Annotated in this window: 12 protein-coding genes; 8 read left to right on the forward strand and 4 right to left on the reverse strand. The window is 72.1% G+C overall.

Going from position 1 to position 13,191, the window contains the following annotated elements:
• Nucleotides 1–56: 56 nt before the first annotated feature.
• Nucleotides 57–848, forward strand: a complete 792-nt coding sequence (locus tag ABZ937_RS27845) for a class III extradiol ring-cleavage dioxygenase (RefSeq protein WP_361696067.1) — start codon at nucleotides 57–59, stop codon at nucleotides 846–848.
• Between the two features lies 1 nt (nucleotide 849).
• On the opposite strand, the gene ABZ937_RS27850 is transcribed toward ABZ937_RS27845, so the two are convergent.
• Complete coding sequence (locus ABZ937_RS27850; protein WP_361696068.1) at nucleotides 850–1,368, reverse strand: N-acetyltransferase family protein; 519 nt, start codon at nucleotides 1,366–1,368, stop codon at nucleotides 850–852.
• Nucleotides 1,369–1,561: 193 nt separating this feature from the next.
• Between ABZ937_RS27850 and ABZ937_RS27855 the strand changes: the two genes are divergently transcribed.
• Both ABZ937_RS27855 and ABZ937_RS27860 read left to right on the forward strand, forming a co-directional pair.
• Nucleotides 1,562–2,560: a sigma-70 family RNA polymerase sigma factor gene (locus ABZ937_RS27855; protein ID WP_361696069.1), complete on the forward strand. Its 999-nt coding sequence runs from the start codon at nucleotides 1,562–1,564 to the stop codon at nucleotides 2,558–2,560.
• 494 nt (nucleotides 2,561–3,054) lie between these two features.
• The gene (locus ABZ937_RS27860; protein WP_361696156.1) at nucleotides 3,055–3,675 is read left to right on the forward strand and encodes a TetR family transcriptional regulator; all 621 of its coding nucleotides are present in this window, start codon (nucleotides 3,055–3,057) and stop codon (nucleotides 3,673–3,675) included.
• Here ABZ937_RS27860 and ABZ937_RS27865 read toward each other — a convergent pair.
• A complete protein-coding gene (locus ABZ937_RS27865) occupies nucleotides 3,664–4,644 on the reverse strand; it encodes a YafY family protein (RefSeq protein ID WP_361696070.1) in 981 nt (326 codons plus the stop codon). The genes ABZ937_RS27860 and ABZ937_RS27865 overlap by 12 nt on opposite strands.
• 63 nt (nucleotides 4,645–4,707) lie before the next feature.
• Here ABZ937_RS27865 and ABZ937_RS27870 point away from each other — a divergent pair, with 63 nt between their 5' ends.
• The 5 genes from ABZ937_RS27870 to ABZ937_RS27890 all read left to right on the forward strand — a co-directional run bounded on the left by ABZ937_RS27870 (nucleotide 4,708) and on the right by ABZ937_RS27890 (nucleotide 10,964).
• Nucleotides 4,708–6,294 carry an MFS transporter gene (locus ABZ937_RS27870; RefSeq protein ID WP_361696071.1) on the forward strand — a complete coding sequence of 529 codons (1,587 nt, stop codon included), beginning with the start codon at nucleotides 4,708–4,710 and terminating at the stop codon, nucleotides 6,292–6,294.
• Nucleotides 6,295–6,489: 195 nt separating this feature from the next.
• Entirely contained in the window at nucleotides 6,490–7,251 is a 762-nt protein-coding gene (locus tag ABZ937_RS27875; protein ID WP_361696072.1) for a DeoR/GlpR family DNA-binding transcription regulator, read from the forward strand.
• Nucleotides 7,248–8,195 (forward strand): 1-phosphofructokinase, encoded by a 948-nt coding sequence (gene pfkB, locus ABZ937_RS27880; protein ID WP_361696073.1) that lies wholly within the window; start codon nucleotides 7,248–7,250, stop codon nucleotides 8,193–8,195. The genes ABZ937_RS27875 and pfkB overlap by 4 nt, the downstream gene beginning before the upstream one ends.
• A 212-nt stretch (nucleotides 8,196–8,407) precedes the next feature.
• Complete coding sequence (locus tag ABZ937_RS27885; protein ID WP_361696074.1) at nucleotides 8,408–10,591, forward strand: fructose-specific PTS transporter subunit EIIC; 2,184 nt, start codon at nucleotides 8,408–8,410, stop codon at nucleotides 10,589–10,591.
• A 118-nt stretch (nucleotides 10,592–10,709) separates the two neighbouring features.
• Nucleotides 10,710–10,964, forward strand: coding sequence for a hypothetical protein (locus tag ABZ937_RS27890; protein ID WP_361696075.1), 255 nt, complete (start codon nucleotides 10,710–10,712; stop codon nucleotides 10,962–10,964).
• A 91-nt stretch (nucleotides 10,965–11,055) separates the two neighbouring features.
• Here the strand turns inward: ABZ937_RS27890 and ABZ937_RS27895 are convergent, their stop codons facing one another.
• On the reverse strand, nucleotides 11,056–11,802 hold the full coding sequence (locus ABZ937_RS27895) for a DUF6227 family protein (RefSeq protein WP_361696076.1): 747 nt from the start codon (nucleotides 11,800–11,802) through the stop codon (nucleotides 11,056–11,058).
• Nucleotides 11,803–11,959: 157 nt separating this feature from the next.
• On the reverse strand, nucleotides 11,960–13,180 hold the full coding sequence (locus tag ABZ937_RS27900; RefSeq protein ID WP_361696077.1) for an Ig-like domain-containing protein: 1,221 nt from the start codon (nucleotides 13,178–13,180) through the stop codon (nucleotides 11,960–11,962).
• Nucleotides 13,181–13,191 lie beyond the last annotated feature (11 nt).

Genomic DNA, 13,191 nt, shown 5'->3' on the forward strand with positions numbered 1-13,191 from the left:
GTACGGTGGGGGCGAAGAGCTTGAGAGTTAAAGCAAGTAGGTTGGGAGCCGCCGCCATGTCCGCCACCGCCCAGGAGCGCATGCCCGCCCTGTACCTCAGCCACGGCGCCCCGCCCCTCGCCGACGACCCGGTCTGGCCCGGCCAGCTCGCCGCCTGGTCCGCCGGTCTGCCCCGCCCCAGGGCGATCCTCATGGTCTCCGCCCACTGGGAGGAGGCCCCGCTCGCCCTCGGCGCGGTCGAGACCGTCCCGCTCGTGTACGACTTCTGGGGCTTCCCGGAGCACTACTACCAGGTCCAGTACGCCGCTCCCGGCGCGCCCGAACTCGCCGACTCCGTCCGCAAGCTGCTACGCGCCCCCGGCATCCCCGTCCAGGACATCCCCGACCGCGGGCTCGACCACGGCGCCTACGTCCCCCTCGTCGAGATGTTCCCGGCCGCCGACATCCCCGTCCTGCAGATCTCGATGCCCACCCTCGACCCGGTCCGCCTCATGGACATCGGCCGCAGGCTCGCCCCCCTGCGCGACGAGGGTGTGCTGATCGTCGGCTCCGGCTTCTTCACCCACAACCTCGCCGCCCTGCGGTACGCCGGCCGGGGCGTGCCGAGCTGGTCGTCCGAGTTCGACGACTGGGGCCGGCGGGCCCTGGAGGCCCGCGACTGGGACGCCCTGCTCGACTTCCTGGACAAGGCCCCGGCCGGCCGCTACGCCCACCCGCGCACCGAACACTTCGCCCCGCTCTTCGTCACCATGGGCGCGGCGGAGGCCGGCGGCGAGCTGGACGCGCAGAAGTCGGTGATCGACGGGTTCTGGATGGGAATGGCGAAGCGGTCGGTGCAGTTCGGGTGACCTACAGCTCCTTCTCGTACCAGGCCACGTCCCAGTAGCGGCCGAACTTGCGGCCCACCTCCCGGAACGTCCCGGCGTGCCGGAAGCCGAAGCGCTCGTGGAGCCGGGCGGACGCCTCGTTGGGCTGGGCGATGCCCGCGTAGGCGCGGTGCACGTCCTCCCCGGCGAGGGCCTCGAACAGGGCGTCGTAGAGCAGCGTGCCGACCCCGCGCCGGCCGGCGTGCGGGGCGACGTACACCGAGGTCTCCACGGACGTCACGTACGCCGCCTTCGGCCGGTAAGGGCTGGATGTGGCGTACCCCAGAATCTCCTGTGAGTCCGGTGCCGTGGCAACCATCAGCCGGTACGGGCCGTCTACCGGGTGGGAGAGCAGCCAAGGGCGGCGCTCTCCCGGAGTGAAGATCGCGGTATCGAATGTGATCGCCGTCTCACGAACGTAGTGGTTGTAGATCGCCGTGAGGGCGTCGAGATCACCCTCGACTCCCGGTCTGACCTGCACCTCAACACGTTCCGACGGCATCGCGCCTCCCTGTGCGGCCGACAGGGTACTGCATGATCAGAAAAATTGACGGGCGGGTTGGGAATTCTGTCCGGATTCCAGTCGTTGTTTCCCACGGATGCAGGGCACTCGGAGAGAGTCCCAGTGACAGCCCCCTTCAGTGCCGAGCGTTCGCCAGGACCACCCGCCAGCCCACCATCGCAAGGGAGCACGCATGGCAACCCGTGCCGTCGCCCGTCGTCAGTCCGCCACCGGCGAGACGGCCGACTCGGCAAGCAGTGTTCGCGCTCATGGCGGCGAGATCGCAGACCGCGACCTGGTCGGCATGTACCTGGACGAGATCGCGCGTACGCCGCTGCTCGACGCCGCAAAGGAGGTCGAGCTGTCGCAGACCATCGAGGCGGGTGTGTTCGCGCAGCAGGTCCTCGACGGCGAGGAGGAGTCCAGGACGAACGCCTCCCGCGAGGAGCTGGAGGCGCTGGTCGCCGCCGGTGAGCGCGCCAAGGACATCTTCATCCGCTCCAACCTCCGCCTGGTCGTGGCGGTGGCCCGGCGCTACCCGCGCAGCGGCCTGCCCCTGCTCGACCTGATCCAGGAGGGCAACGCCGGCCTGGTCCGCGCCGTCGAGAAGTTCGACTACCGCAAGGGCTTCAAGTTCTCGACGTACGCCACCTGGTGGATCCGTCAGGCCATCACCCGCTCCATCGCCGACCAGTCCCGCACGATCCGGCTCCCCGTCCACCTGGTGGAGGAGCTGGGCCGCATCCGCCGTATCCAGCGCGAGTTCAACCGCGAGAACGGCCGCGACCCGGAGCCCGCGGAGATCGCCGCCGAGCTGGGCTCGACGCCGGAGCGTGTGATCGACGTCCTCGACTGGTCCCGTGACCCGGTCTCGCTGAACATGTCGGTGGACGACGAGGGCGACACCCAGTTCGGCGACCTGCTGGAGGACACGTCGGCGGTCTCCCCCGAGCAGTCCGTCATGACCCTGCTGCGCAGCGAGGAACTGGACGACCTGATCGGCCGCCTGGACCAGCGCACGGCCTCCATCATCAAGATGCGGTACGGCATCGAGGACGGCCGCGAGCGCACCCTGACCGAGGTCGGCAAGGAGCACGGTCTGACCCGCGAGCGCATCCGGCAGATCGAGAAGCACGCCCTCCTCGAACTGAAGAAGCTGGCCCGCCAGACCGGCTTCGACGCGGCGGCGTAGGGCGCACTGCGCGGCGCGCACGCCGGGTGGCGAAAGACGGCGCAAACATGGCGCGGTCCGGTCGCTTCAACCCCCGGGCCCGAGGGAACAACCCTTCCGGGCCCGGCAGCGGGCCCCAGGACACCGCACTCCCCACCCACACCGCACCCTGGCCGCGGCCGACCCTGGCCGACCCCACGCGAGCCACGTCCCGACGCAATCCCCCCCGGCGCCGGGACTTCCCGAGCCGGGCTTCGGCGCCCACCCCCCCGGGCGCCGGAGTCCGGCTCCTTCTTGTCCGGGGTGTCCCCTTCTGCGGGGGTGTCCATGGCATGGCGTACATGCTGGAGCGGCGGCCCACCCCGTACCTGAACCCCGGGGTGGACCGCCGGATGGCAGATTCTGCCACACGGGCATAGCCTGCCCGGATGAGCACCACCCCCAGCGCCGCCCACCAGCCGTTTTCCGCCGCCGCACCGGTCTCCCTCACCGAACGCCGGAAGGCCGAGACCCGGATGGAGATCGCCCGGGCGGCGGCGGCCCTCTTCGTCCAGCAGGGCCTGCGGGCCACCCGCGCCGAGGACATCGCCCAGGCCGCGGGCATCGCACCGCGCACGTTCTACCGCTACTTCGCCACCAAGGAGGAGGCGGTGGCCCCCCTCTACGCGGCCGGCGCCCAGCGCTGGATCGAGGCGGTCCGTACGGCCCCGGCCCACCTGGCCCTCCCGCAGGTCCTGGAGCACGCCGTCCACCAGACCCTCACCCCCGGCATCGGCGTCTCGGCCGCGTCCTGGGAATGGCTCCGCACCCTGATCCACCTGGCCGACACCAGCCCGGCCCTGCGCAAGGTCTGGGCAGAGGTCTGCCAGGCGTCGGAGCGGGCACTGGCGGAGATCCTGGCGGCGCGGGGTGCGGAGGAGGACGAGGACACCCCGGAGCCGGTACGGCTCTCCCCGGACCTCCGCTTCGCCGCGGCCGTGGCCGGCGCCGCCGTCCGCGTGGCCGTGGAGTCCTGGGCCGCCACGACGACCCCGCCCACCGGCCCGGAAGGCCCGGCGGCCCTGGCCCAGCGCAACCTGCGCGCGCTGCGGGACTTCGGGTGGGGCGGAAGCGAGTGCGCCCCCCTACGCCCCTGACGCCTCCGGTTCCGCCGCCCTGCTCAGCCGTCCCCCCAACTCCCTTACGGACGCCACCAGTTCCTCCGGCGCGCGGACCGTGAACTCGGATCCGGCCAGGGCCAGCCGCACCGCCAGCCACTCCACCGGATCGCCGGTGGTGCCTCGCAGGACGCAGCCGCCCGCGCCGTCGTCCTCGGGCGGCCCGAGCCACTTCGGCACCCGCGCGGAGACCTGTTCCGCCGACGCGGCGAACCGCACCTCGAACGCGTACGTCTCCTGCTGCCGGTGGATCGACTGCCGCAGGTACTCGGCGGCGCTCCCCGTCGGCAACTCCCGTGGCGCGAACCGGACACCGGTCGCGAACGGCTCGCTCACCCGGTCCACCCGGAAGGTGCGCCAGTCCGCCCGGTCGAGGTCGTACGCGACCAGGTACCAGCGCCGTCCCGTCGACACCAGCCGGTGCGGCTCGGTCAGCCGCCGGGACGCGCTGCCGTCCTTGTCGCGGTAGGCGAACCGCAGCCGCTCCTGCCCCGCCACCGTCGACGCCATCACGGTCAGCGTCTCCGGTGCGATGCTCGGCCCGTCCCCGCTGGTCAGGGGCGTGGTCGCGGCCTGCAGCGTGGACACCCGGTGGCGCAGCCGGGAGGGCAGCACCTGCTCCAGCTTGGCCAGGGCCCGTACGGACGCCTCGTCCACGCCCTCGACCGCGTGCCCGGCGCCGGCCCGCAGCCCCACCGCGATGGCGACGGCCTCCTCGTCGTCCAGTACCAGCGGTGGCATCGCCTTGCCCGCGACCAGCCGGTACCCGCCGTCCGTGCCCTTCGTCGCCTGTACCGGATACCCCAGCTCCCGCAGCCGGTCGATGTCCCGCCGCACGGTCCGCCGGGAGACTCCGAGCCGCCCGGCCAGCTCGCCGCCGGGCCATTCACGGGGCGTCTGGAGGAGGGAGAGGAGCTGAAGCAGCCGGGCGGGGGTGTCAGTCGTCATGTCTACGAGGATGCCGCAGATATAGGACGTGATCTGACCTAATGGGGTCCTACCTTTGATCACATGACCTCCACGGACACCAACGCCCTCAAGGGCCGCGGAAAACTGCGCGACCAGGCACACTCGACGGACAGCCCGACCACCGCAGCGACTTCCCCTGCGCCCTCCGAACCGCTCCCCGACCGAGCCCGCTGGCTGGCCCTGACGATCGTCATGGCCGCGGCCTTCATGGACCTGGTCGACGTGACGATCGTCAACATCGCCATCCCGTCCATCGAGCGCAGCGCCCACGCCTCGGTCAGCCAGATCCAGTGGATAACCGCCGGCTACGCCCTCGCCTTCGCGGCCGGCCTGATCACCGGCGGCCGCCTCGGTGACATCCACGGCCGCAAGCGGCTGTTCCTCATCGGCGTCGGCGGCTTCACCGTCGCCTCCGCCCTGTGCGGCTTCGCCGTGAACCCGGAGATGCTGGTCGCCTCCCGCCTGCTGCAGGGCGGTATGGCCGCGCTGATGGTGCCGCAGGTGCTGTCGATCGTGCACGCCACCTTCCCGGCCCACGAACGCGGCAAGGTCTTCGGCCTGTTCGGCGCGGTCGTCGGCCTCGGCGCGGTCTCCGGCCCGCTGCTCGGCGCGCTGCTGACGGAGTGGAACCTGTTCGGCCTCGAATGGCGCCCCATCTTCCTCATCAACCTGCCGGTGGGCATCGCGGCCTGGCTGCTGGGCCGCCGCTTCATCACCGAGTCCAAGGCCCCCAAGGCCCTCAAGCTGGACCTCGTCGGCGTCGCCCTGGTGACGCTGGGCCTGCTGATGCTGCTCTACCCGCTGACCCGCGGGCGCGAGCTGGGCTGGCCGCTGTGGGGGTACGTCTCGATGGCCGGCGCCCTCGGCGTCTTCGCGGCGCTGGTGGCGTACGAACGGCGCAAGGCGGCCCGGGACGGTTCCCCGCTGGTCGAGCTGTCGCTGTTCCGCGTGAAGAGCTTCGCCGCCGGCATCGCCGTACAGATCGTCTTCGGTGTCGCGCTCGGCATCTTCTTCCTGGTCTGGACGCTGTACATGCAGATCGGTCTGGGCTGGAGGCCGCTGCGGGCCGGGCTGACCGGGGTGCCGTTCTCCATCGCGGTGTCGACGGCGGCCGGGCTGTCGGTGCAGCAGCTGGTCCCGCGGTTCGGCCGCAAGGTGCTCCAGGCGGGCGCGCTGGTGATGGGCGCGGGCGTGCTGATCTACCTGTGGGAGGCCCGCCACTACGGCCTCGCCATCGCCTCCTGGCAGATGGCCCTGCCGCTGGTCGTCATGGGCGTCGGCATGGGGCTGATCGTCGCCCCGCTGACCGACGCGGTGCTGTCGGGCGTGCCGCGCGAGCACGCCGGTTCCGCGTCCGGGCTGATCAACACCGTGCAGCAGATGGGCAACGCGCTCGGTCTGGGACTGGTGTCGGTGGTCTTCTTCGGGCAGATCGGTGACCGGCTGACCCAGGCCCAGGTCGGCCCGGCCTTCGTCCACGCCTTCCAGTACGCGTTGTGGTGGGTCGCCGGGATCATGGGCGTGATCTTCCTGCTGATGTACGCCCTGCCGAAGCGTCCGGCACAGCATGTGGAGGGTGCCGCGGAGGAGGCCCCGGAGGTGGGGAAGGAGCCCGAGCTGGTCTCCTGACCAGTCACGACGATGGGCCCGGTACCGGACAGGTACCGGGCCTTTCCGCTGCCCGGACCACCGGAAGTCCGTTCATGCCCGCACCGAGCCCGAATCTGTTTACTTTCCGGAAAACCGGGCGTAGTCTGCCGGTGAAACCACACGTTCGGGCATGATGCCGGAAACGTTCGGACACCGAGGCGGAGGCGAGCGGACATGTACGCACCGGAACGGCAGCAGGAGATCCTCCGGCTCGCCCGTGACGGCGGCCGGGTGGACGTGCTGTCGCTGGCCGAGGAGTTCCAGGTCACCGCGGAGACGATCCGCCGCGATCTGAAGGCCCTCGACCGCGCCGGCCTCGTCCGCCGCGTGCACGGCGGCGCCATCCCGGTCGGCCGCCTCGACTTCGAGCCGGACCTCGCCGAGCGCGAGTCCACCGCCGCCGACGAGAAGGACCGCATAGCCAAGGCCGCCCTCGCCGAACTGCCGGCCGAGGGCACGATGATCCTCGACGCCGGTACGACCGTGGCGCGGGTGGCGGCGGCGATCCCGCTGGAGGCATCCCTCACCGTCGTTACGCACAGCCTGCCCATCGCCGCCCGCCTCGCCGACCACCCGGGCATCCAGCTCCACCTGGTCGGGGGGCGCGTACGGCACCGCACGCGCGCCGCCGTGGACGCCTGGGCGCTGCGCGCGTACGGCGAGATCCGCGCCGACGTCCTGTTCGTCGCCGCCAACGGCTACTCCGCCGAGCACGGTCTGACCACCCCCGACCTCGCCGAGGCCGCGGTCAAGCGGGCCGCCGTCTCCGCCGCCCGCCGGGTGGTGCTGCTGGCCGACTCGTCCAAGCACGGCCAGGAGCACTTCGCCCGCTTCGGCGACCTGAGCGACGTGGACCTGCTGATCACCGACAGCGGGCTGAGCCCGGAAGACGCCGCCGCCATCGAACGCGGCGGCACGGAAGTAGTGCGCACATGATCCTCACCGTCACCCCCAACCCCTCCCTGGACCGCACCTACGAGGTCCCCGCCCTGGAGCGCGGCGAGGTCATCCGCGCCACCGGCGAGCGCATGGACCCCGGAGGCAAGGGCGTGAACGTCTCGCGCGCCGTCGCCGCCGCGGGCCGGCGCACGGTCGCCGTCCTGCCCCTGGGGGGTGCGCCCGGAGCGCTCATCGCCGACCTGCTCGACGCGCAGGGCATCGAGGTCGCGCCGGTCCCGGTCGCCGGCGCCACCCGCTCCAACATCGCGCTCGCGGAGTCCGACGGGGTGCTCACGAAGATCAACGCGCCGGGCCCGGAGCTGTCGGTGGCCGAGCAGGCCCTGCTCCTGGTCACCGTCCGCGAGCACTCCCGCGACGCCGACTGGATCGCGTGCTGCGGGAGCCTGCCCCGGGGGCTCGCGCCCTCCTGGTACGCCGATGTCGTCACGGAGGCGCACGCCGGGGGCGCGCGCATCGCGCTGGACACCTCGGGGCGTGCGCTCCTGGAGGCGCTGCGTGCCCGGCCCGATGTGGTGAAGCCGAACGCCGAGGAGCTCGCGGAAGCCGTCGGGCGCCCCCTGGCGACGGTGGGCGACGCCCTCAAGGCGGCCGAGGAGGTGCGCGCGATGGGCGCACGCGCCGTGCTCGCGAGCCTGGGCGCCGACGGGCAGTTGCTCGTGGACGACACGGGCGCCTGGTTCGGCAGCGCGCGCGTGGACGCCGTGCGCAGCAACGTGGGCGCCGGCGACTCCTCCCTCGCCGGCTTCCTGATCGCCGGCGGCAGCGGGCCGGAGGCCCTCGCCTCCGCCGTCGCCCACGGCGCCGCCGCCGTCCGGCTCCCCGGCAGTCTGATGCCGACCCCCGCCGACCTGGACCCGGCCGCGGTGACGGTCACGTCCGACATCCCTGTCGACCGCGAACTGATGGAGCCGGTGTCATGAACTCCCTCGCGCCGCGCCGTGCCCGCCCCGGAACCCGGCATCTGGGCGCACGCCCCGCGCCCGCACGCCCGGACGCACCCACCCGACCGTCCCCCAGGCGGCGAGGCGCCCCGTTACTCGCCGCATAGTCCTGTCCCCCCCGCCGCACCACCCCCGTCCCCACCCCCGCCCACCCCACTCCCCCGGGCGATACGCGTGCATAGGAGCCCGCGATGAGCGACATGATCACCGCGGACCTGGTCGACCTCGACCTGTCCGCCGACACCAAGGAAGCGGCGGCGCGCGCCCTCGCCGAGCGCATGGTGGCCCAGGGCCGGGTGACCGACCTGGAGGGCTTCCTCGCCGACGTGGCCGCCCGCGAGGCCCAGATGCCGACCGGCCTCGACGGCGGCATCGGCATCCCGCACTGCCGCAGCGCCCACGTCACCGAGCCGACGCTCGCCTTCGGCCGCAGCGCCGCCGGCATCGACTTCGGCGCCGCGGACGGTCCCGCCGACCTGATCTTCCTGATCGCGGCCCCGGCCGGCGCCGACGACGCCCACCTCACGATCCTCTCCTCCCTGGCCCGGCAGCTGATGAACACCGAGTTCACGGACGCGCTGCGGTCGGCGGGCGACGCGGGAACGGCCGCGGCGCTGATCCGCGGGGACGAGGCGCCGACGGCCGCGGGCACCTCCTCGGCCGCCGCCGAGGGTGCGGGCGAGACCGCCGCCGAGGGCGCGGGCGACGCGTCCACGGGTGCGCGGGCGTCCGCGGGCGCCGCCGAAGACTCCGCTGCGACGCCGGTGGCGGCCTCCGCCGGCGCCGCAGCGGGCAGCACGGCCCCGGCACCGGGCGCGACCGTCACGGACGGATCCGCCCCGGCGCCGGGCGCCCCATCCGCCTCCGGCGAGCGCCCCTTCCGCATCGTCGCCGTCACCTCCTGCCCGACCGGCATCGCCCACACCTACATGGCGGCCGAGTCCCTGGAGAACGCCGGCCGGGACGCGGGTGTCGAGGTGGTCGTCGAGACGCAGGGCTCGGCCGGCTTCACCCGGCTGGACCCGGCGGTGATCGCGGCGGCGGACGGCGTGATCTTCGCGCACGACGTCCCCGTACGCGACAAGGACCGCTTCGCGGGCAAGCCGACCGTCGACGTGGGCGTGAAGGCGGGTATCAACCGCCCCGCCGAGCTGATATCCGAGGTGCGCGGCAAGGCCGAACGCGGCGAGGTCACCGCGGGCGCCGCTCCGGGCACGCCCGTCGAGCGCGCGGGCGACTCCACCGAGGGCTACGGCACCAAGCTGCGCAAGTGGCTGATGTCCGGCGTCAGCTACATGGTGCCGTTCGTCGCCGCCGGCGGTCTGCTGATCGCCCTCGGCTTCGCGATCGGCGGCTGGAAGGTCAACAAGGCCCCGTCGGTCATGGACCACTTCGTGTGGACCCAGACCGGCAGCTGGGGCGCGCTGCTGTTCCAGATCGGCGTGGTGTCCTTCGGCTTCCTCGTCCCGGTCCTGGCCGGCTACATCGCCTACGGCATGGCGGACCGACCCGGTCTCGTCCCGGGCTTCGTCGGCGGCTCGATCGCCCTCACCATCAACGCCGGCTTCCTCGGCGGCCTGGCGGCCGGTCTGATCGCCGGTGGCGTGGTGATGGCGATTCAGAAGGTCGACATCCCCGCGGCGTTGCGCGGCATCATGCCGGTGGTGGTGATCCCGCTGATCTCCACGGCGATCGTCGGATTCCTGATGTTCGTCGTGATCGGCAAGCCCATCGCGAAGGCGCAGAGCGGCCTCACGGACTGGCTGAACGGCCTCACCGGCACCAACGCCCTCCTGCTCGGCGCCCTGCTCGGCCTGATGATGTGCTTCGACCTGGGCGGCCCGGTCAACAAGGTCGCCTACACCTTCGCCACCGCCGGCATCGCCGTCGCCAACCCCAGCGACTCCGCCATGAAGATCATGGCCGCGGTGATGGCGGCCGGTATGGTCCCGCCGCTGGCGATGGCCCTGGCCACCACCGTGCGCGGCAAGCTGTTCACCCCGGCCGAACGCGAGAACGGCAAGGCCGCCTGGGTGCTCGGCGCGTCCTTCATCTCCGAGGGCGCGATCCCGTTCGCCGCGGCCGACCCGCTGCGGGTCATCCCGTCCTCCATGGTGGGCGGCGCGCTCACCGGCGCTCTCTCGATGGGCTTCGGCGCCACCCTCCGCGCCCCGCACGGCGGCGTCTTCGTGGTCCCGCTGATCGGCAACCCGTTCCTGTACCTGGTGGCCATCGCGGCCGGCGTCTGTGTCAGCACGGCGCTGGTGGTCCTCCTCAAGGGGATGCGCAAGCAGGCTCCCGAGCCCACGGCCGCCGACCCCGCCGCGAACCCGGCCGCCGCGGCGAAGGAGACCAAGCAGCCGATAGCGGCCTGATCGCCGTACCACCTCACGGCGCCTTGTCCCTTTGGCGCGCTGTGAGTTGTTCACGGCACCTGCGAGATACGTCACGGTCCGGGGCCAAAGTCCCGGACCGTGGTGTGTACTGGGGCGCATGCCTGAGCACGCCCCGACCCTCCAGCTGATCGGCGTGGCCGTCCTCGCTGTGGCGGCCGTCGCGTGGGCCGTCGTCCTGCTGCGGGTCGCGCGCCGCACCGGCCGTCACACCGCCGCCCGGCGCCCCACGGCACCGCTGCTCCCGGCCCTGCCCCGTCAGCGGCGGTCCGGGCCCCCGCAGGAGTCCGTCGAGCTGACCCCCGCGGAGCAGGACGCGTTCGCCGGTCTGGTCCGACGGCTCGCCAACGGCTGACCCGGGAGAGCGGCGGCCGGCACCGAGGAGAATCGGGGCGCGCCCCCACACGCTGGGGACACGGGACCGCACCCCGGCCGTACCCCCGCGGCTACCCCTGCCGCGCCGCGCGCCGCTCCATCGCGTCCCGCGCCGCGTCCTCCGACATGTACACCTCGCACATGTGCCGCCCGTCGGGCGTCGCCGTGTGCTCGACCTCCCACAGGGAGACCTCGGTGCCGTCCGGCAGCAGGAAGGCGTGCTCGTACAGCGCGTAGCTCAGCCCCGTCCGGCCGGCCCGCCCGGGGCGGCCGAACGCCTGCGTGATCTCGTGCGCGGTCGCCGTCGCCAGCAGGGACGCCGTCTTGGCGTCAGGCCGGTCGGGGTTCTCCGCGCGGCGCAGAAGCCGGCGCGCGTGGTCCGCCGAGTCGTCGGACGCGAACATGTGCCGGGGCTCGGGAATCGCCCACAGTCGCATCAGGGCCGGCAGCTCGAAGTCCCGCGTGTCCGGCGGCACGCCGAGCCGTGCCATGGCGGCCTGCAGCTCCTCCTCGTCGACGTACACCTCGTGCTCCGGGGCGCTGCCGGGCGTGGGGTTGTGCACCAGCTCCCACAGGGTGACCGCCGAGCCGTCGGCGAGCAGCCAGGTGTGCCGGTACGTCTCCCGGTGCAGCCCCGCGCTGTGGTAGGCGGAGTGCAGCGAACTGTCGTGCGCCAGCGCGCAGTCGAGTCGCCGTATCACTTCGTCGGGCAGCTCGAAGGAGTTCAGGGCACGGCCGAGGAGTCGCGCGAGGTGCTCCTCCGGAGACTCGGGCGACTCGGCTGGTTCGTACGCTGCGGTCTCGTACGGAACGCTCAAGGCATCTCCCGGCGTTGCTGCATGTCACCTTGTGGGTGCATACCGTAGCCCCTCGGTCGGACATCGTGTCCGGGAACCGAGAAAACGTGCGCCGGGAAAACGTGCGGGCCGCGCGAGAAATTCCCGCGCGGCCCATCGTCCTGTCAAAACTCGCCGGTCAGGCGACACTTCCCGCGGTCCAGGCGCTCCACGACATGTTCCAGCCGTTGAGACCGTTGTCAGGGGAGACCGTGGTGTCGGGGGAGTTCTTCACGATCACGACGTCCCCGATGAGCGAGTTGTCGAAGAACCACTTGGCCGACGTGGCGCCCTGCGCCCCCTGTACGTCCGCGAGGCCGACGCAGCCGTGGCTGGTGCCCTCCCGCCCGAACGGCGGGTTGCCCCGGTTGTACCAGTAGTTGCCGTGGATGAACGTCCCCGACGTCGTCAGGCGCATCGCGTGCGGCACGTCCGGGATGTCGTACTCCCCGCCGAAGCCGACCGTCGAGCCGTTCATGCGGGTCTGCACGAACTTCTCGGAGATCACCATCTGTCCGTTGTAAGTGGTGTGCTGCGGGCTGCCCGCCGAGATCGGGACCGACTTGAAGGTCTTGCCGTCCCGTACGACCGTCATGGTCTGCGTGTTGACGTCGACCGTGGAGACCTGCGACCGGCCGATCGTGAAGGAGACGGTCTTCTTCTGCACCCCGTAGGCGCCCTTCGCGCCCTCGACCCCGTCCAGGTCGATGTTCATGGTGACCTTGGAGCCGGCCTTCCAGTACTCCTGCGGCCGGAAGTCGAGCCGCCGGTCCCCGAACCAGTGCCCGACCACCTGCTGGCCACTGCTGGAGTTGACCGTGATGTGCGACTGCACGGCCTTCTTGTCGGTGATCGACTTGTCGAAGGTGAACGACACCGGCATGCCCACCCCGACCGTCGCGCCGTTGTCCGGCGTGTAGGTGCCGATGAAGCTGTTCGCCGAGGTGACGGTGGTGAAGATGGCGTTGGCCGCCGCCGTGCGCCCCTCGGAGTCCTTCGCGGTCGCGTTTATCTCGTACTTCGTCCCGCGCTCCAGCTGCTGCTTGGGCTTCCAGCTGCCGCCGTCCGACGATATCGACCCCGGCACGGCCTGCCCCGACCCCGCCACGGACATCTTCACCTCGGTCAGCTTGCCGTCGCTGACCTTCACCCCGGTGGCGTTGATGGACGCCCCGGTCGAACCGTCCTTGGCCGAGATCGCGATCTTCGCCGTCGACGTCTTCGGGGAGTCCTTGCCGCCCTTGCCGTCGTCGTTGTTCGCGTTGGCGCTGCCACCGCAGGCGGTCAGGGTGAGGGCGCCGACCATCAGGGCGGCACAGGCCCCGAGTGCGCGCCGCGCTGCAATGTCCGGCGATGTCACGGGCTGCTCCA

Source organism: Streptomyces sp. NPDC046727 (assembly GCF_040645635.1).
Classification (GTDB): domain Bacteria; phylum Actinomycetota; class Actinomycetes; order Streptomycetales; family Streptomycetaceae; genus Streptomyces.